The sequence below is a fragment of the Sphingobacterium sp. NPDC055346 genome, assembly GCF_053645235.1.
The window spans coordinates 135,119-154,248 of sequence record NZ_JBSHMI010000006.1 but is presented as its reverse complement, the minus strand read 5'-3'; the positions used below and the strand labels follow the sequence as shown (position 1 = coordinate 154,248).

The 19,130-nt window shown below is 40.3% G+C and carries 24 protein-coding genes; 14 read left to right on the top strand and 10 right to left on the bottom strand.

Annotation, left to right across the window (positions count from 1 at the left end; genetic code table 11):
• Positions 1-136: 136 nt before the first annotated feature.
• Complete coding sequence (locus tag ACWICE_RS13570; protein WP_454298574.1) at positions 137-289, bottom strand: hypothetical protein; 153 nt, start codon at positions 287-289, stop codon at positions 137-139.
• Between the two features lie 81 nt (positions 290-370).
• Positions 371-2,374 carry a M13 family metallopeptidase gene (locus ACWICE_RS13565; RefSeq protein WP_254527901.1) on the bottom strand — a complete coding sequence of 668 codons (2,004 nt, stop codon included), beginning with the start codon at positions 2,372-2,374 and terminating at the stop codon, positions 371-373.
• A gap of 137 nt (positions 2,375-2,511) precedes the next feature.
• Here ACWICE_RS13565 and ACWICE_RS13560 point away from each other — a divergent pair, with 137 nt between their 5' ends.
• A complete protein-coding gene (locus ACWICE_RS13560; protein WP_454298573.1) occupies positions 2,512-3,159 on the top strand; it encodes a hypothetical protein in 648 nt (215 codons plus the stop codon).
• A complete protein-coding gene (locus ACWICE_RS13555; protein ID WP_185214265.1) occupies positions 3,140-3,508 on the top strand; it encodes a hypothetical protein in 369 nt (122 codons plus the stop codon). Before ACWICE_RS13560 ends, ACWICE_RS13555 begins: the two co-directional genes overlap by 20 nt.
• Here ACWICE_RS13555 and ACWICE_RS13550 read toward each other — a convergent pair.
• From ACWICE_RS13550 to ACWICE_RS13540, 3 genes are all read right to left on the bottom strand, one after another.
• The gene (locus ACWICE_RS13550) at positions 3,505-3,705 is read right to left on the bottom strand and encodes a hypothetical protein (protein WP_185214264.1); all 201 of its coding nucleotides are present in this window, start codon (positions 3,703-3,705) and stop codon (positions 3,505-3,507) included. The genes ACWICE_RS13555 and ACWICE_RS13550 overlap by 4 nt on opposite strands.
• A 193-nt stretch (positions 3,706-3,898) precedes the next feature.
• The gene (locus ACWICE_RS13545; RefSeq protein WP_454298572.1) at positions 3,899-4,690 is read right to left on the bottom strand and encodes a S1/P1 nuclease; all 792 of its coding nucleotides are present in this window, start codon (positions 4,688-4,690) and stop codon (positions 3,899-3,901) included.
• An 8-nt stretch (positions 4,691-4,698) separates the two neighbouring features.
• Positions 4,699-5,160 (bottom strand): DUF4268 domain-containing protein, encoded by a 462-nt coding sequence (locus ACWICE_RS13540; RefSeq protein ID WP_454298571.1) that lies wholly within the window; start codon positions 5,158-5,160, stop codon positions 4,699-4,701.
• Between the two features lie 78 nt (positions 5,161-5,238).
• On the opposite strand from ACWICE_RS13540, the gene ACWICE_RS13535 reads away from it, so the two are divergent.
• Entirely contained in the window at positions 5,239-5,775 is a 537-nt protein-coding gene (locus ACWICE_RS13535) for a lipocalin family protein (protein WP_454298570.1), read from the top strand.
• Here ACWICE_RS13535 and ACWICE_RS13530 read toward each other — a convergent pair.
• Both ACWICE_RS13530 and ACWICE_RS13525 read right to left on the bottom strand, forming a co-directional pair.
• Positions 5,772-6,083: a hypothetical protein gene (locus ACWICE_RS13530; RefSeq protein WP_185214260.1), complete on the bottom strand. Its 312-nt coding sequence runs from the start codon at positions 6,081-6,083 to the stop codon at positions 5,772-5,774. The two genes, ACWICE_RS13535 and ACWICE_RS13530, sit on opposite strands and share 4 nt — an antisense overlap.
• A gap of 80 nt (positions 6,084-6,163) precedes the next feature.
• Positions 6,164-7,495: an OmpA family protein gene (locus ACWICE_RS13525; protein WP_185217474.1), complete on the bottom strand. Its 1,332-nt coding sequence runs from the start codon at positions 7,493-7,495 to the stop codon at positions 6,164-6,166.
• Positions 7,496-7,622: 127 nt separating this feature from the next.
• Between ACWICE_RS13525 and ACWICE_RS13520 the strand changes: the two genes are divergently transcribed.
• Positions 7,623-9,032, top strand: coding sequence for an alkaline phosphatase (locus ACWICE_RS13520; protein ID WP_454298569.1), 1,410 nt, complete (start codon positions 7,623-7,625; stop codon positions 9,030-9,032).
• Between the two features lie 81 nt (positions 9,033-9,113).
• Here ACWICE_RS13520 and ACWICE_RS13515 read toward each other — a convergent pair whose 3' ends face one another.
• A complete protein-coding gene (locus ACWICE_RS13515; RefSeq protein ID WP_254527909.1) occupies positions 9,114-9,491 on the bottom strand; it encodes a single-stranded DNA-binding protein in 378 nt (125 codons plus the stop codon).
• 153 nt (positions 9,492-9,644) lie between these two features.
• On the opposite strand from ACWICE_RS13515, the gene ACWICE_RS13510 reads away from it, so the two are divergent.
• Positions 9,645-10,028, top strand: a complete 384-nt coding sequence (locus tag ACWICE_RS13510; protein ID WP_454291902.1) for a hypothetical protein — start codon at positions 9,645-9,647, stop codon at positions 10,026-10,028.
• Between the two features lie 69 nt (positions 10,029-10,097).
• Here the strand turns inward: ACWICE_RS13510 and ACWICE_RS13505 are convergent, their stop codons facing one another.
• Both ACWICE_RS13505 and radC read right to left on the bottom strand, forming a co-directional pair.
• Positions 10,098-10,808 carry a pirin family protein gene (locus ACWICE_RS13505; RefSeq protein ID WP_185214255.1) on the bottom strand — a complete coding sequence of 237 codons (711 nt, stop codon included), beginning with the start codon at positions 10,806-10,808 and terminating at the stop codon, positions 10,098-10,100.
• A gap of 75 nt (positions 10,809-10,883) precedes the next feature.
• Positions 10,884-11,576 (bottom strand): RadC family protein, encoded by a 693-nt coding sequence (gene radC / locus ACWICE_RS13500; RefSeq protein WP_185217478.1) that lies wholly within the window; start codon positions 11,574-11,576, stop codon positions 10,884-10,886.
• A 151-nt stretch (positions 11,577-11,727) separates the two neighbouring features.
• Between radC and ACWICE_RS13495 the strand changes: the two genes are divergently transcribed.
• The 9 genes from ACWICE_RS13495 to ACWICE_RS13455 all read left to right on the top strand — a co-directional run bounded on the left by ACWICE_RS13495 (position 11,728) and on the right by ACWICE_RS13455 (position 19,088).
• Positions 11,728-12,186, top strand: a complete 459-nt coding sequence (locus ACWICE_RS13495) for a peptidylprolyl isomerase (RefSeq protein WP_185214253.1) — start codon at positions 11,728-11,730, stop codon at positions 12,184-12,186.
• Positions 12,187-12,207: 21 nt separating this feature from the next.
• Entirely contained in the window at positions 12,208-12,612 is a 405-nt protein-coding gene (locus tag ACWICE_RS13490; protein ID WP_185214252.1) for a DUF5606 family protein, read from the top strand.
• A gap of 116 nt (positions 12,613-12,728) precedes the next feature.
• Positions 12,729-13,817 (top strand): DUF695 domain-containing protein, encoded by a 1,089-nt coding sequence (locus ACWICE_RS13485; protein WP_454298568.1) that lies wholly within the window; start codon positions 12,729-12,731, stop codon positions 13,815-13,817.
• 16 nt (positions 13,818-13,833) lie between these two features.
• A complete protein-coding gene (locus ACWICE_RS13480) occupies positions 13,834-14,283 on the top strand; it encodes a GNAT family N-acetyltransferase (RefSeq protein ID WP_185214250.1) in 450 nt (149 codons plus the stop codon).
• A gap of 192 nt (positions 14,284-14,475) precedes the next feature.
• Complete coding sequence (locus ACWICE_RS13475) at positions 14,476-15,069, top strand: methyltransferase domain-containing protein (protein WP_454298567.1); 594 nt, start codon at positions 14,476-14,478, stop codon at positions 15,067-15,069.
• Positions 15,062-15,271, top strand: coding sequence for a hypothetical protein (locus ACWICE_RS13470; RefSeq protein WP_093098049.1), 210 nt, complete (start codon positions 15,062-15,064; stop codon positions 15,269-15,271). The genes ACWICE_RS13475 and ACWICE_RS13470 overlap by 8 nt, the downstream gene beginning before the upstream one ends.
• Before the next feature lie 133 nt (positions 15,272-15,404).
• On the top strand, positions 15,405-15,788 hold the full coding sequence (locus ACWICE_RS13465) for a hypothetical protein (protein WP_185214248.1): 384 nt from the start codon (positions 15,405-15,407) through the stop codon (positions 15,786-15,788).
• Between the two features lie 85 nt (positions 15,789-15,873).
• Entirely contained in the window at positions 15,874-16,722 is an 849-nt protein-coding gene (locus tag ACWICE_RS13460) for a DUF3347 domain-containing protein (RefSeq protein WP_454298566.1), read from the top strand.
• Positions 16,723-16,766: 44 nt separating this feature from the next.
• Positions 16,767-19,088: a multicopper oxidase domain-containing protein gene (locus ACWICE_RS13455; RefSeq protein ID WP_454298565.1), complete on the top strand. Its 2,322-nt coding sequence runs from the start codon at positions 16,767-16,769 to the stop codon at positions 19,086-19,088.
• The last annotated feature ends 42 nt before the right edge of the window (positions 19,089-19,130 follow it).

The following is a 19,130-nucleotide window of genomic DNA, read 5'->3' as shown; positions in this document are numbered from 1 at the left end:
AGGTTAAGAAACCGTACGCCAAAAAAATCCATATTATTTAAATTGATTAGGTCTGTAATATTTCGAGACCCTTCCTTCGTCAGGTTGACACCGGAAAGGGACCTTTTATTGCGCTACGCACCCCCTATAGGTTAGGCTATTTAAAATCTTGGTCTATCCTCACATCCTTTCCATTTTGGTTAATTCCCAGTTCTTGGTCTATCCTCGCATCCTTTCCATCCTGGTTAATTCCCAGTTCTTGGTCTATCCTCACATCCTTTCCATCCTGGTTCAAAACCAACTGCCACATCCTATCCACCCCCAACCTCTCAAAACAAAAACAGGAGCAACCTTTCGGTTACTCCTGTTTCCATTTTATATCAGGATCTGTTTACCAGATAACGATACGTTTATCTTTAGGGATGTACAGTTTGTCACCCTCTTTGGTTTCGAATGCTTTGTGGAATGCATCTAAATTGATGATCGGACCTGTCGCACGGTATTGAGCTGGAGAGTGTGGGTCAGTTTTCACTTGGTTTACCACAAACTCATCTGTCGTTTTAGTACGCCAGATTGTTGCCCATGACAGGAAGAAACGTTGATCTTGTGTGAAACCATCGATCAATCCTGGGTTTCCTTTGTCTTTCAGGTACATTTGCAATGCATCAAAAGCAACAGAAGAACCACCTAGGTCACCGATATTTTCACCTAAGGTGAACCTTCCGTTTACAAATACCCCTGGTACTGGCTCGTATGCTTCAAACTGTGCAACTAAAGCATCAGCAGCTGCTTCAAATTTAGTTCTGTCATCATCAGTCCACCAGTTGTTCAAGTTACCATTTCCATCGTACTGTGAACCTGAATCATCAAAACCATGAGATAACTCATGACCGATTACTGCACCGATACCACCAAAGTTCACTCCTGGATCAGCTTTGTAATCATAGAATGGAGGTTGTAAGATAGCTGCTGGGAATACAATCTCATTGAACAATGGACTATAGTAAGCATTAACGGTTTGAGGTGTCATTCCCCATTCAGATTTGTCAACAGGTTTTCCTTGTTTAGCAAGGTTTTCTTCAAATGACCAACGACGTACATTATTTACGTTTTCGATCAAGGAAGTACCAACCTGAAGACTTGAATAGTCTTTCCATTTATCAGGATATCCGATCTTCACGGTAAACTTAGAAAGTTTCTCCAATGCTTTTTCTTTGGTCGTAGGAGACATCCAAGCTAGATCTTTGATGTGTACATTGAAAGATTTGATCAAGTACTGCACCAATTCTTCACAGGCAGCCTTCGCTTCAGCAGGGAAATTTTCTTTAACGTACAGCTTTCCTAACAATTCACCAGCATTGCCATTGACAAATTCCAATCCTCTTTTATCCAGCGAACGTTGTTCTTTCTGACCTCTTAGTTTCCTCCCATAGAAATCAAAAGACAACTGATCTAATTCTTCTGTCAAATAACCAGTAGCATCATCCATTACATGGAATTTCAAGTATTCCTTGATTACCGGTAAATTTTCCTCATTAACGATCTTATCTAGGTTTTGGTAATAGTTAAGTTCACCAATGATTACGGTATCAGCTTTGAATCCAAGGGTCTGGATGTATTTTGCCACATCCATGTTCTTTACCATTTTATTCAAGTCTTTCACCGCTACAGGATTGTAACGTTTCTGAGCATCACGCATCTCTTCTACTGTTTTCAGGTTTGAAGCGATCAATTTCTCAAATTCAATTACTTTAGGACCTTTCAGGTCTCTGGTCTTCGGATCAACCTTGCCATATAAGGCGTTGATATATTGGTTGTAGTTTCCTAAAGTCTCTGTATTTTTGGCATCTTCTTTTTGGTAATAAGTACGGCCAAGACCTAATCCGCCACCACCTAAATAAACAGCATTCATGTTACTGTTTTTCATGTGGGCATAAACATAGGCACCGAAGAAAGGGTTACCACCGATAGCTCCGTATTTAACGAAGTAATCGTAAAGACCTTTCAGGTTCTTCACTTGGTCGATATCCTTCAATTGTTGTTGGATAGGTGCTATCCCCAACTTGTTACGGGTATCAAAGTCTACATAAGATTTATATAGATCAGCGATCTTTTGCCCATCGGTTCCTTTTTCGAATTTAGTGTTCAAAGATTCTTTAAGGATTTTCAAGGCCGCTTCATCCGTGTTTTCTCTTAGTTGATCAAAAGAACCCCAACGAGCCTTATCAGAAGGAATTTCTACAGTTTTCATCCAATTACCATTGACGTAATTGTAGAAATCATCTTGAGGACGAACGGATTTGTCCATGTAGGAAACATTGATTGCTTGATGTTCTTGCCCATAAACATAAGCTGAACTAGCAAATAATGCTGCCATTAATACGTATTGTTTCATAATTAACCTATTTTGTTTTAGAACTAAGAGATAGTTCCTATGCAAACATAGCGATTCTAGGAAAAAACAGAAAGTAACTATTTTTATATATTTAATTGATTTTAATTTAACACAATGGAATTGCTAAATTGGCCGAAATGATAATTCAGGTAGAAAACATCGATTATTTATTGGTCAGCAGCGATAAAAAAGGGATCAGCATAGATTTTAATACGGAAGATTTACCGGTAATCTATGCCCCTGCAGATCTTTCTATCCAGGAACTGACAGCTTATGTGAAGCGATTTGCCAAGAAAGAACAGAAGAAATCCATGGCAGATGAAGAATTGGAATTCTTTACCCTAAAACTATTCTCCAAAGACTATCCTGTAAGACCTCTGACCAATGGACAGTCTAAACCTTATCTAAAAAACAATATCATCTATTATTCCAAGTCTCTATTTAAGAGCAAAAACCAAGAAAGACTTGAAAAACAGCTACGACAATATATGTTTGAACAAGTCATCAAGACGATGATCGGGAAATGGGAGGAGATATTGGATTACCTTCTGGAAGACATAGAATTTAAAAAACTTCCCAAGCGCTATTTTGTCAATTCAGGAAATACCTTAACCTATAATAAATCCAACATAGAATTGGACCTGAGGTGCAATGAATATTTATTGGCAAAGGCTTTGATAGGATTAGCTGGAAAAAATAAATTGCAGGCTGGAATTTTGGAAAGACATTTTCCGGATGCAAGACAAATTGAAAAAATATTATCCTATGGAAACGAAAGAATATAGATTTGAAACTGAAATAAACCCTGAGCAACTGGAAAGCTTCGCAGGAAATCCTTCGAGCTTATTGGACCATATATCAAAAGAAGAACTGGATAAATTAAGCTGGTTTATCTTTGATGTTTTAGGCGATAAAGATGGCAGTCCGGAGGTGGGGAACATACAGGTTTCAAGCTTTAAATATGATACCGAAAAAAATAAGGGTACCTTTCGGATGCAATTTGACATTGACCGAAAGTTTTGCTGTTCAGATATGGGGAGTTGCAGCAATGATTATCTTGATTTCAATTTCAATATCGAAAACAACCTACTTGTTGCAACCGGTAGTTACTTTGATTGGACGTTGAACAATTAATTGAACATATAGACTTTGAAATAATAAATGATAATGGCGATCAGGATCAACATGATCGATAGAATTATCAAGTTAGCTTTCAAAGCAGACCAATCTTTCTGAACAATATTGCTGGCAATTAGGATCAATTTGAAAAGGACACTTATTCCAGCTATGAGATAGAAAAAGTTATAGAAGTTAATCTGAATCTCCATCATACGCGTGAGGGATTAGAAAATTTAACAATTGGTTTTCAATCAAATATACAAATTTTAACATCCAATTACCTAGTAATTAAAATATTATATCGTATTAGGTAGGGTGGATTAAAAAAGAACAGGTACCTGAAATCCAGATACCTGTTCTTTTATTTTAATATGTTCCTGTTTGTTCAAATGAACGGCGGGGATCTTAGCCAAACACTTCGTTCAACTCTTTAGCAAGTCTTAAACCTGCTTTCAACAAAGCGTTTTCCATTGGATCTTTGAACCTGAAGATATAGTCATAGGATAGCTTGTTGTTTTTGGCAACATCGTCATAAATAATGTTGGCCAATTGATGTGATTCATACAACCAATCTTCAAAAGTTGAATTTGTGTATTGGTTATAGAAGTACTTTTCATAATCCAATACACGGGCATATTCGCTATAAGACCATTTTTCATTATCGACCAAGTCACTATCCCATACGCGGTGTATACTCGATCCCCTACCAAAGAAAGTAACGGCAATTTTATTTCCACCCAGGTCTTCTGCCCTACTCACATGCATGGGTTGATGGGCATCCCCTAATAAATGGACCATAAAATAAAAAGCTTGCTGCCTTTGTTCGATGGACAAATCTCTGTTGGCAACCTCTTTTTTAACTCTTTGGTAAGCCTTGTAAAGGTTTTGTTCCGGTGAATTTTGAAGTTCCACTAAAAATTGCTCGTGGGTCAGGTTCCCTGGGGTATTCAAGAAATGCCAAGATCCAGTCTTCAGGAGAACGGAGTCTGGCGAGGATTTGACGAAATCTGCCCAGTTGGACCAATAAGCAATCTTTTGATGGCCGATCAGTTTCTCAATGTTTCGTTTCGCTTTTTTCGTAAGATGTTGTTCCGCGATTTCAGAAATCACGCGATGTCCAGTCATCCCCCATGCCAATACATGTTGGGATTGCGTTAATAGCATAAAAAATACTAGAATTCTACCTACTAGTTTCATATTCCTAATTATTTAAAAAGTTCAAATCCATATTTAGCTGCCGACCAGAAGCTATCAAGGGCGATAATCCGGGGTTTAAAGAATGATATGAGCGCGGGCCAATCTTCTTTATTAAAGACGCTCAATCCACGGATCTCGATGTAGATACGGGCAGTGTGTTTCCCATATTCATCATAAAAGGAATCGTCCCATATCCATTCTTCCCCTATTTCAGCTTCCAATATCTTCGCGTATTCCTTAAATTGTTCGAAGAGCAAGTCACGGATCCCGGCATCAGGATTGGCTATTTCAATTCCGATCTGGGCCACCTTATTGGTTGCTTCCATCCTAAAGAACAGGTGCCGAATTCCGGTTTTGTAATTTACCCATGTTACCTTTTCACCGTCCTCACTCGGGATTGGGGCCATGTACTGCCCAAAACTGGTCCAAAAAGACTCCTTTATTTTCTTAGCTTCTTCTCTTGAATACAATTCTTTAATTTTATGCAAAACTAGGAATCTCTTTAAACATTTAGGTGGTTTAACCTGTTTTCCTATAAAATATTTACGATGGACAAAAAGAAAACCCTAATAACCCTGACAGCAGTAGCCCTAGGTTCTGTAATCTATAACTACTTGAAACCCATTAAATCCAATGCCGAGTCTGTTCAAGATTTTGACTTGCAACGATATTTAGGGAAATGGTACGAGATCGCTCGTTTAGACTTTTTTTGGGAGAAAGACCTGAAAAATGTGAGTGCCGAATATAGTCTGAACGATGATGGATCGGTCAGGGTGAAAAATGAAGGCGTGAGTACAGTGAATGGAAAAACAAAAACCAGTATTGGAAAGGCCAAGTATGCAGGTGATGTCAATGAAGGTTCCCTTAAAGTTTCTTTTTTCGGTCCTTTTTATTCTGGTTACCATATTGTCCAATTGGATGAAAACTTTGAAGATGCCTTAGTCTTTGGCGACAACCTGGATTATATGTGGATCCTTTCCAGAACAAAAACAATCAGGCCAGAACGGGAAGCCGCTTACCTGAAATATGCAGAAGCTTGTGGTTATGACACTTCGAAATTAAAGTGGACCATTCAGGAGGGTTAAAGATCAAATACAGGTTGTATAATGGCGTAATTTAAGGTTGGGTCCTGCTGGATAACCTTAGCAATTTCTTGTTGATCTGCAGCACTGATTACGTTTCCTAATCCAGCATTAAAAAGACGAATTAAAAAGAGAGCTCCTTCCTCCTTCTCATGGATGTTCAATAATGAACTACCGATATAAAAGTTGAGGATGGAAGCTGCGTAATCACCAAAGAGTTCAAAATCTAGGGCCTTCCTTTTGGATTTCAAATCCTTAAAGTACTTTTCGAAATCTCCCTTGATCATGTCTTGTTGTTTCTCTGTAAGCATAAGGCAAAAATAACAATAGGATTGACAATAAAAAAAGCAGCCCAAGATAATTTGGGCTGCTCCATTTTGGTTTTCAATTATTATTTTCTGACGCTTATCGCAACTCTTCTATCTTTCACGCGGTCTGATTCAGGGGCATCAGCAGGGTATTTAGCAAATTGGGAACCATATCCCTCAGTTGCCATTACTCGATTACCGACCCCTTTTGCATCAAAAGCATTCTTAACTGCGATTGCACGGTCATTTGACAGTTTTTTATTGATGGCTTCATCACCAGTCTTATCGGTATATCCACCAAGCTTAACCTTAGCATCTGGGTATGCATTCAGGATGGCCACCAGATTGTCAAGCTGCACCTGACTTTCCGGGAGGATATTTGCTGTTCCAGTTTCGAAATTTAAATTATCGAAATCAAACCAGCGGTCTTTTAATTCCTCATCCGAAAGGCTCTTATAGTCTGAGTTCAGGAACTGAACCAATTGGTCTTCAATACCACCTTTATAGGCATTGAGTTCGGTATTATTTGGCAAAGTCACCATAATACTTTCCCTCACTACTTCAGCTGGTGTCATCGTCGTGTCTTGGTTAACTACTGAATCAGTAATCAAGGAATCCACATGGGCATCCGATACCGGAGCCTCTTCACGGTTACAACCCTTTCCGAAAAAGAACCATAATAAAAGAAGGATAATCGGAAGGAGTATCCACCACAGGCCTGCGCCTTTCTTACGGTCTTCATCTGCTGGAGGAAGTGCAGCAGGTGGTTCCTCGCGACGGACCCTGGAGGTAGGCACGATTGGATCTTCGACAAGAACATCCCTTGCTGGATCAACAATTGGGTCCACTTCTACCACTTCTTCTTCTGTTACGATGGTTGGTCCTTTTGGTTCTTCACCTAAAATATTCAACGGCAGACCAGCTGGAAGAGCCTTCAGGAAGTTTGAACGATTGTTGTTCAAGTCGGCTTCGATGGAAGTAGTATCCCAGCGTTGGCCATTGCTGGTCAAGGCACCAACCACAGCTGGAATCGCTGCGGAGAATAGGCGAATCAATGTGTTGGTATTCAACCCTAAAAAATTCGCAGTATTGGGTATTACCTGGTCAAAAGTGTTCCCGAAAAGGGAGCTTAAAACGGTTCTCGTGGTATCCCCATCTTGAGGCACATCCTGTACAGGAGGGCTAAACCTCAATACATCTGAAAAATTAAATCCAGAAAAATTTGATTTCAATGTTTCTAAGAGGCTTCCTAGGCCGTGTCCGGCTTTGCGTTGGAAACCTAAGAATAAGGAAGGAATTACAGTTTCGATTCCTGTTTTTGCCTGATCTGGAGAAATGTTTTCCTCGGAGGCAAGAGTACTATAAGTGTGCTCATTGAAGTATTGTTGAGCAAGCTCTAATAAATTGTTTTCCATAACCTGTGTTTATAAGTACAATTGATGAAACAATCCGTGTAACATTTTGTTTGCAACAAGCTGTTTTTGCCAATTAACATTATCTTAATATGAGAACCTTAGTTTTGTATAAATTAATCCATTTGGTATGAACATTAAATTTTTCAATTTATTCCTCGCCTTATTCTTATTTGTAGGCTCAAGTTTTGCACAGAAACAACCGAAATACATTTTCTTTATGATTGGAGATGGTATGGGATTGAACCAGGTACAGGCAGCAGAAGTATACAAAAGTTCTCTTGCAGGTAAAAATTCAGTTTCCCCTACTGTTTTCAGTCAATTTCCATTTGCCACGTTCGCCACATCCCATTCCTTATCTCATGGAGTAACAGATTCTGGTGCTGGCGGTACAGCATTGGCTGTTGGTTACAAGACTAAGAACGGTGTTATCGCTATGGACAGTGCAGGTGTGAAGTCCTATAAAAGCATTGCCTACTTGGCGAAAGAAAAAGGAATGAAGGTTGGAATTACGACTTCAGTAAGTATCGACCACGCCACACCGGCTTCTTTCTTTGCCAACCAACCCGATCGCGATATGTATTATGAAATTGGCTTGGATATCATTAAATCTAAATTTGACTTCTTTGCTGGATCAGGTTTTCTAAAGCCAACAACTAATGCTAAAAAGGAAGAGGTTGCTTCTATTTTTCCTCAACTGGAAAAAGCAGGTTATAAATTGCTTTATGGTTTGGATGACTATAAGAAAGCCAACAAATCAGATAAACTGATCTTGATGAACAAAAAAGGAACGGACAATGTTTCCTTGAAATATGCGATCGATCAAAAACCAGGAGATTTGAATCTAGCAGAAATCACTTCAGCAGCGATCGAATCCTTAAGCCAAGGAGACAAAGGTTTCTTCCTGATGGTTGAAGGGGGAAAAATTGACTGGGCATGCCATTCCAATGACGGCGCTACTGCTGTACATGAAGTTTGGGATTTCAACAATGCAGTTCAAAAAGCCTTTGAATTCTACCAAAAACATCCAGAAGAAACCTTGATCATCGTTACGGCGGATCATGAGACCGGCGGTATCGGGGTTGGAAACGGAAGCTCTACCCTTCGTTTGAAAAACCTAGAAAACCAAAAGATTTCTCAAGAAGCACTTTCAGCTGCCATCAATGAATTCAGGACCAAGAATGCGAATGCATCTTGGGATCAACTTAAAGAATTTTTGGGTCAACACCTAGGATTGTGGAAAGCGATCAAGGTAAGTGAAGACGATAATGAAGATCTTCATGAAGCTTACGAAAAAAGCTTTATAGAACATAAAAATGAAACCAGCAAAAGTCTGTATGCCACCAACGATAAAATCGCTTCGTTAGCGATCAAGGCCTTGAACAAAGCGTCATCGATTAGTTGGGCATCAGGTAGCCATTCGGCAGCCTATATCCCTGTGTATGCGATTGGAGTGGGTGCGGAAGCATTCCATCAGAAAATGGATAATGTAGATATCCCGAGAACGGTTTCTAAAGTTGCTGGTTGGCAACATCCATAATAAGTCAAAGAACTTTTCAATCAATATGGGGGAGTTGATGAATTTCAGCTCCCCTTTTTATATGGGTAATGGACCTGATGCTTATGCACTGGTTTCAGGCTGCAATTTCTTGTTCAATCCCATCGACTCCATCAAAAACATGAGCTTATTAGCCCTGATTTCACAATATTGCTGGGGATTTCCGTTTCCCCCATCAAACTGTTTATAGAAGATCGTTCCTTGGATCAGCCACAGACTCCCCTTCTTACCTCGTTTTTTCATTTGATTGCACATCATATCTCCCCAAACTGCTATCCGATGCCATTGACTTTTTTCATATTGTTCGCCATTCTTCTTGACACCATATTCATTAGTTACCAAGGATATGAAGCAATATGGAATCCCATTGCTGCTGACCTTGATTTCTGCTTCCTGACCTAACCTGCCCAATAGTTGTACTGAATTTTTTATCGTGCTCATGGAAATTTCAATTTTTGATATTTATTTTCTTATTAATCAATTAACTTAGCTAAGTAACTGGTACAAAATTGACGAAGGGCAGCAAGTTTATTCGTATTTCAAACAGTTAAAAACGACTGTAGTCGGTTTTAAACGATTAAAATCATTTATGTCATGGGTATAAGAACATGTAAAGAATGTGAAGAGGTATTGCGCGGAAGGACCGACAAAAGGTTTTGCAACGATGGATGCAGAAACGCCTATAATAACAGGGAGAATAGTAGGGATAGCGACCTTTTGAAAAAAATCAACAACCAGCTCCGAAAGAACAGAAAGATCCTGAGGATTTTACTTGCTGAGGAGAAAATGCTGAAAACAAACAAAGATAAACTCCTCACGGAAGGTTTCTCCTTGAAATACCATACCCATAGGATAATCACTTCAAAAGGTCAGGAGTATATATTCTGTTATGAATATGGCTATCTGGATCTTGGAAATGATTTTATATTAATTGTCAAGAGCAAGGAAAAGAAGCGCGAGATAAATACATTGGCTTAGGCTGGATAAATGAAAACATAAAAAAGCACCTGTAACCCTTACAAGTGCCTTTACTTAATAATAATATATTTATACCGGAACTTCCATCAATAGGAATTCAGCATTGGTATCTGCTTTAATCTTTACATCTTGTGCTCCTGCAATCCCAAGTCCATCCCTGCTCTGCATCTTCTGTCCTTCCACATCGATCTCTCCATTCAGCACGAAAATATATAGACCATGATCTGGTTTTTTCATGATATATTGGCGTGCATAGCCAGCCTCAAAATCAGCGATATGAAACCATGCATCTTGATGGATCCATACTCCTGCATCATCGGGATCAGGAGAAAGGATCTGTAAGAAATTATTCTTTGCAGCATTAAAATCGATGCTCTGTTGATCGTAACGGGGTTCTACATGCTGCTTATTTGGAATTACCCAGATCTGAAGGAATTTTACCGGATCAGTCTTGCTGTTATTATATTCGCTATGTTCAATGCCAGTACCTGCACTCATAACCTGGATATCCCCTTTCTTGATGACTGAACCCGTACCCATGCTGTCATTATGCGCCAGTTCGCCTTCTAATGGAATGGAAATAATCTCCATGTTGCTATGGGGATGTTTTCCAAAGCCCATTCCAGCCGCTACGTTGTCATCATTCAAAACACGTAATGCACCGAAGTTCATTCTTTCGGCATTCATATAGCCTCCAAAACTGAACGTATGATTCGATTTCAACCATCCATGATCTGCATGTCCACGGGAGTCCGCTGGGTGATAAAAAAATTTTGCCATGATATTCTCCTCCTTTAATAATTAACACAAAGTTCAGGGATTAAGTTTTGCTGTGCATTGACATAGGGTAAGAAATCAGGTGGAAAGCAAACCTTCATCCCGAAAGCTATAATAGCTCTCATCTGTAATGATAAGATGGTCGTGTACATGGATGTCCATCAATTTGGCCGCCTGTGCTATTTTCTTGGTCAGGGTCCTATCGGCATCACTGGGCCTTAAGGTTCCTGAAGGATGATTATGGGCTAGAATAATGGAGTTAGCCTTGTTCATAAGGGCAAACCTAAGGATGATCCGAACGTCTACAGGGGTAAAGTCGTTGCCTCCCCTGCCGATGAGCTGTTTGTCCAAGACTTTGCAACTGGTATTCAGGAAAATTACCCAAAATTCTTCATGGCTAAGGTCTTCTAAAAGATGTTTTAAAAATTCATAGGCTTTTTTGCTGCTGTTGAGGACAGGTTTTTCCTGTACATCAGACTCTTGCCTCCTTCGACCAAGCTCCAGCGCCGCAATGATACTGATTGCCTTTGCTTCTCCAATCCCCTTAAACTGACAAAGCTCCTTGACATCCATTTTGCTGAGCCTAAATAAGTCGTTGCTGACCGAGCTGAGGAGTCTTTTGCAGAGTTCAACTGCTGTTTCATGTCTTGAACCGGAACCAATGAGGATGGCTAGAAGTTCGGCATCGGTTACTGCCCTTCTACCTTGTTCAAGTAGTTTTTCGCGCGGTCGATCCGATTCTGCCCAATCCCGAATGACTAATTTTTGCATATATATTATAGAAATTTTATTTCTTTAAAGTAAATATAGGGATTGTAAACGACAGCTTAAAAACTGGGATTCAACATCTTAATGTACAATCTTTAGAATTTACGCAGAAACCTTATCTTTGTAGGCTATTACAACATTAAGGACAGAAATAATGAGCAAAGCGATTATCAAAACAGAAAAAGGCGACATGACTGTGCAGTTTTACACAGAAGATGCTCCAAATACAGTAGCGAACTTCATTAAGTTAGCTAAATCAGGATATTATGATGGTTTAACATTTCACAGAGTTATTCCTGATTTCGTAATTCAAGGCGGATGTCCAAATACACGCGAAGGTGCAACAGGAATGCCGGGCACAGGTGGTCCGGGATACAAGATCGATTGTGAATTGGACGGTGGAAACCAACAGCATGACCGTGGTGTTCTTTCAATGGCTCACGCTGGAAGAAACACTGGTGGATCACAATTCTTTATCTGCCACAGCCGTAACAATACAGCTCACCTAGACCGCAACCACACTTGTTTTGGAAAAGTAATCGAGAACGTTGATGTTGTTGATGATATCCGTCAAGGTGATCGTATTTTAGGAGTAGAAATTATTGAAGATTAATTCTTATATAAGAAGCAAAAAATGAATTTAAGAGGATTAGTGTCAGTTACTGGCAAACCAGGATTATTTAAATTGATCGGTCAAAACAAAGGTGGATTCGTTCTTGAATCGCTAGATGGCAGTAAAATCAAATCGGTAGTGAATCTATCGACTACCAAAATGGCTACGCTAGAAGACATCACTATTTATGGTGAGGACGAGGAAATCCGTCTATTGGACGTGTTTGAGACCATCAAATCAAACGGAGGCAACACGCCAGATGTAAAAGCTGACGGAAACACTTTGCGTGAGTATTTTAGAGAGGTAGCTCCTAATCATGACGAAGCAAGAGTTTACTCTTCTGATATCAAAAAGATCATTACTTGGTACAATATCATCAAAGAACTTCCTTTGTTTGAAGAAGAAGCTCCGGAGCCTCTAGCATAAATTGACCAACATATAAAAAAACCTATCCTAGATATTTTTTAGGATAGGTTTTTTTATATCCTTATATTTAAGAATTGGTGATTTTCATCTATTACATTCAAGTAAATTCCATAAATATGAGCAGCGAAAAATCCATTTCTTCTACCAATTTGAATCAAGGCTATCAGGAATTCTGGCATTGGTTCGAAGCCCGAGCCAAGGAATTCTATCAAGTCATCAAATCGGGAAAAGATGTTGAAGAAAAGTTTATCAACATCTTTGCACCTGAGTTGGATAGAGTGGAACCAAAAGTGTTTTTCTTGGTTGGAATGGACAAAGATAAAAAGGCCGAACTGGTTTTTACGCCTGATGGCATCATCAAGAATGTGCTGTGGGCAGAAAAGATCGTGGAAGCTGCCCCAGACATCGAAAACTGGAAATTTACTGCCCTGAAACCCGAATCCAACAATGAGGATTTTGCGATCCGCATGCATAACCTTCATTTTGATAAGGAGAACATAAAGTTCTATCCCATCCTTCACGATAATTATCCCGACAAAATAGACCTGATGTTTGTTTATGATCCCTATCATGAGGAATCTAGAGAAGAGATCCTGAATGGCATCTTTATTTTTCTGGACAACTATTTAGGCGAGGAAACCATGATCCAATGCATTGATAAGATCGATGTACGAGGTCCTCAAAACCTACAGGAGGAATTGATTCCCTTGAACAAGTTGGTTGATTACATCAATTGGCGGGAGAAGGAGTTTGTAGAGAAGTACCAGGATGTAAGACATGATTCCAGCGATGACCGCTTCTCGGGATTTGAAGGAACGGTAGAAGGCGGCAAAACCATTTTGTCAACCATCAACACCTCGGTCTTAGACTGGGACCATAAAGCATCCCATCCATGGATTTTGGTGATCATGAATGCCTATGATTCGGAAACAGACGCTGGCTTTCCAAGTCCGGAAACCTATGAGGACATATCCAGGTTTGAAGAAGACCTGGAGGAAGAACTCCCTAGCAGGGATGGTTATATCTTCTTGGGATCGGAGACTGTGGATGGATTAAGGGAAACTTTCATTGCCTGTAGGGAATTCCGCAAGGCCACAGAGGTCATGGAGCGATTGCTGATCAAATATCATGACCAACTCAATCTTTCATTCGATTTCTTCAAGGACAAATATTGGCAGTCCTTTGAGCGTTATAAAATGGTTTAATCCAAAATATGGTACCATGAACACATTCTCCATCCGTCGATACCAGCCCGTAGACTTCCAAGAGGTCATCGGTGTTTTCAACAGCAATGTTCCGGATTTCTTTGACCCTAGCGAGACGCAGGACCTCTTCCATTATCTGGAACAAGAGATAGAAGATTATTTTGTAGTCATCAAAGATGCCCAGATAGTTGGTGCTGGAGGGATCAATTACGATGAAGATCAAATCACGGCGCGTCTTAGTTGGGATTTCCTAGATAAGACCTTGCAGCAAAATGGAGCAGGGACTTTATTGACCCAACATCGAATCCTGCATGTTCAGCAAATGCCCCATATCCAAAGATTGATTGTAAGGACTTCACAAATGGCCGAGGGATTTTATCAAAAGATGGGCTTTCAGGTCAAAGAAAGAGTTCCCGATTATTGGGCTAAAGGTTTTGATATGGTCCTGATGGAATACCAAGGCTAGTGGGTTTGTAAAAAAGGCAATTATTTAGCTTTATTTCATCTTTGAATTCTCCTTGAGAAACTTTCTTCTATTTTCGTCAATTGCATACTAAAGAGCTGTGTAACAAAAGATACAGAGCAACATAATATTAATCTACACTTTTGTGCTATTCTTTGTAAGAAATAAAGAGTAGCGTTCTTAAAAAATCACTCAATGGAAACATCTTTAGATCAGAACTTCTGGAATGAGCGTTGGGAAAACCAACAGACAGGTTGGGATATTGGCTATGCCTCTACTCCTATTGTAACCTTCATGGACAGTTATCCAAACAAGGATGCGAAAATATTGATCCCTGGATGTGGGAATGCCTATGAAGCTGCCTACCTCTTGGAACAAGGTTTCACTGATTTAACCTTGATCGATATTGCACCAAAGGCTATTGAAAAGGTAAGGGAAAGATTTAAGGATCAAGCAAACATTGAGATCATATTAGGCGATTTCTTTCAACATGAAGGGGAGTATGACCTGATGCTAGAACAAACATTTTTCTGTGCATTGGAGCCAAAGCTTCGTCCGGATTATGTAAAAAAAGCACATTCGCTTTTGGGATCTGAAGGAAAGATTGCAGGGGTTTTATTTGGAATTGAATTCGAAAAGCAAGGTCCTCCATTTGGTGGGTCTGCTGAAGAATACAGCAAGCTTTTTGAGCCTTATTTCAAACTTGAGAAGATGGAACTTTGCTACAATAGCATTGTGCCAAGAAAAGGATCGGAATTGTTTATAAAATTGGAGAGAAAAAATGGATAAAGTTAAGATTTATTTGTCCCAATGGAATGTGATGCGGGTATTGCGATTGGTCATGGGTATCCTCATTATTATCCAAGGGGTTAAAGCAGAGATGTGGCTAATAGCCGGCTTAGGCGTACTATTTACGATTTTACCCTTGATGAATATTGGGGGATGTTCGGTAAATGGCTCTTGCCAAGTACCACCTAGAGAAAGAAGATAGTGATCTTCAAAAATAAAATAGCAAGGTATAATTAATAATAGTTAGTGACTATAGGCTCAGGTTCCCAACCTGGGCCTTCACTTTTACCGAGCTTTCGCTTTCTGATTTTTTTCCCTAGCTTTGTAAATATCACATGATGACGAAGATAGTTTACATAATCTGTTTCACACTCATTGCCTTGATCAGCCCCAAGCTTACATTTGCTTGTACGGAACATCAGGAAAAGATCGCTGTGGAAACAAATTGTGAAACTGACCAACATCATACTGCTGATGAGCATAGTTGTTGCGACACTGAAGCCCACGATCAACCTGAGAGCAATAAAGACAACAGTAACTGTGGCGATAGCACCTGCTGCTGTCCAATGATGGCAAACCATAGCTGTTGCCTCTATTCCAACCCTTCATTTGAATTTCACTTCCATATCCCTACTCATAGGGAAAAGATATCTACATTATTGGTTTTTCAAGAAACCACCGGATATTCTTCGATTTTCATCCCTCCCAAAATAGTTTAATACAAGCTACAAAAACCTATTGGTTTTAGAATTTATTGGCAAATCAGGTTTGCCAGGTTATTTATATGTATTAAAAAATTAAAAGATGAAAAAGATATCCTTAATCTTAGGCCTTATCCTGGGCTTAGGTATAAATGCTAGTATAGCTCAAATCAACAATGCAAAAACAGTAACGGTAGCCGTAAACGGCAATTGCGGAATGTGCAAAAAGACTATTGAAACGAATGGTTCGGAAGGCAAAATCGCAAAAGTAACATGGGACACCAAACAGAAACAAGCCGAAATCACCTTTGATACAACAAAGACCAGTGAGGAAGCTGTTTTGAAGAAAATTGCCCAGGCGGGATATGACAATGCGCAATTCAGGGCACCAGACGATGTATATGCCAACCTTCACGAATGTTGCAGATACGACAGAAACCACGAGGTGAAAGGTGGGCCACATGCTCAGATGAACCACAATAACATGCCTAAGGCAGCTGCTCAGCATGAAGATGCAAGCCAAGCTAAAGGGCTAGCTCCTGTATTCCAAAATTATCTGACCTTGAAGGATGCCTTAGTGAGCAGTGACCAGAAAAAAGCAGCGATTGCTGCCGAGAAGCTAGGCCAAAGCATTCTAAAAGTAGACATGAAAGCACTTGCAGACAATGAACACAAGCAATGGATGAAAGTGAAAGGAAGCATGGAAAAGGCATCTACAGCAATTTCAAAGGATGGCAAACTGGAAGGCCAAAGAAATACTTTCATGGCCCTTTCCAACCATATGTATGAATTGGCCAAAACTTCAAAATCAAGTGAAGGCCTTTATTGGCAATATTGCCCGATGGCAAACAACAATAAAGGTGCACAATGGCTAAGCAATGAGGAGGCAATTAAAAACCCTTATTACGGATCTAAAATGATGAGCTGCGGCGAGGTAAAGGAAAAAATCTAAAACCATTGCTGTAAATCTATTATTTAAACACGTAAGAGGTATTCATGAGAGAACAAATCAAATACATATTGATCTGTACATTTTTGCTATGCTCAACAGTTGGTTTTTCCCAAAAAGTTGTGCGTTACGACCTGAATGTAACAGACAGCATGGTAAACTATGCAGGTAAGGACCGTAGGGCGGTGGCAGTGAATGGCATGATCCCTATGCCTACATTGACCTTTACTGAAGGTGATACTGCAGAAATCCATGTACACAACAAACTCAAGGAAGGGACTTCCCTACACTGGCATGGCGTCTATTTACCGAACAAGGAAGATGGAGTTCCTTTTCTGACTCAGATGCCGATCGCCCCAAACAGCAGCTTTACCTATCGGTTTCCGATCATCCAAGACGGAACCCATTGGTACCATAGCCATTCCGGTATGCAGGAGCAGATCGGTATGTACGGTGCGATGATCCTGAAAAAAAGAGCTGAGGACCCCAATTTTAGAAAAGGGATAGATGACCTTCCTGAAATCCCGATTGTGTTAAGCGAGTGGACCAATATGGACCCCGATAATGTGCACCGAATGCTCCACAACGCCAACGACTGGTTCGCTATCAAGAAGAATGCAACCCAAAGTTATGCAGAGGCAATCAAAGAGGGCCATTTTAAAACCAAGCTTACCAACGAATGGAAGCGCATGCTGGCCATGGATGTCAGTGATGTGTATTATGACCGTTTCTTGTTGAATGGTACATCAGAGCAGACATATTCGCAGTTCAAAGCTGGGGATAAGGTAAGGCTGAGAGTAATCAATGCCGGTGCTTCCTCCTATTTCTGGCTGACTTATGCCGGTGGGAAAATTACGGTGGTAGCCAATGATGGCAATGATGTAGAACCAGTCGAAGTCGACCGTTTGATAGTCGGAGTTTCAGAAACTTATGATATCGTTGTGACCATTCCGGAAGATGGCTTCGCCTATGAATTTATGGCAACTCCTGAAGACAGGACCAATCATGTTTCCATGTATTTGGGTTCCGGTGTCAAGCAATTGGTCAGTCCTTTACCGAAGTTGAAATACTTCGAAGGAATGAAGATGATGAACGACATGATGAAAATGAATGGCGACCTCGACGATATGGGGATGAAGATGAGCCTGCAGAAAATGGACATGAATACCGTCATGTATCCTGAGATCAAAGATCAGAAAGGACATCAAGATCATCAAAACCATGGAGCCCAGGACAGCTCTTCCCACAAGGAAGACCATTCCATGCATGATATGGGAAATAAGGAGGAACAAGCAACCGGGCATGACCATTCCAAAATGGAAGCTATGGACCATAGCCAACATGCTAGTTCAGATATCGTGACCTTAAACTATGGTATGCTTCGATCTCCAACGAAGACAACCCTGCCAAAAGATGCCCCAATTAGGGAAATGAAGTTTGAGTTGACAGGTAACATGAACCGATATGTTTGGAGCATGGACAATAAAGTTCTTGCCGAAAGCGACAAAATCCTCATAAAGGAAGGCGAAATCCTAAGGATCATCCTGTACAACAATTCAATGATGCGACACCCCATGCACCTTCATGGACATGACTTTAGGGTAATCAATGGTCAGGGAGATTATGCGCCATTAAAGAATGTCTTGGATATTATGCCTATGGAAACAGATACCATTGAATTCCTATCCAATGTGGAAGGGGATTGGTTCTTCCATTGCCATATCCTTTACCATATGATGGCAGGGATGAACCGCGCGTTCAGCACCGAAGACCAACAGCCAAATCCATATCTGCCAAATAAAGCATGGGCATATCGCGAATTGCAAAAAGAAAGCAACATGAAGCACTTCATGATCCAAAATGATTTTGCGACCAATGGAAACGATGGCGAATTGATGTTGCACAACACCCGATATAGCCTCACTACCGAATGGCGATTAGGCTATTCTGATATGCACGGCTATGAGGTCGAAACCCATCTAGGCCGATACATTGGAAAGATGCAATGGTTCATGCCTTTTATCGGTTTTGACTATCGCTATAGACGAATGGACAAACACGGTCCGGAAAAGAACATCTTCGGACAGCGGAACAGCAAAAACGAAAGAGCTTTACTCTCTGCCGGTTTTACCTATATGCTGCCTATGTTGGTGAGATTCCAGGCCGAAGTGTACCATGATGGAAATGTCCGATTGCAATTGATGCGTGAGGACATACCAGTAACCAAAAGATTAAGAGCCGGAGTGATGGTCAACTCCGATCTAGAATACATGGGCGACCTGCGTTATATCCTGACCAAGAATCTAGGGGTCCGAACCCATTATGATTCGGACATGGGACTTGGAGTAGGATTGTCGGTTAACTATTAAAAGCAACAAGGGTAGAACAACATGTTCTACCCTTGTTTATTT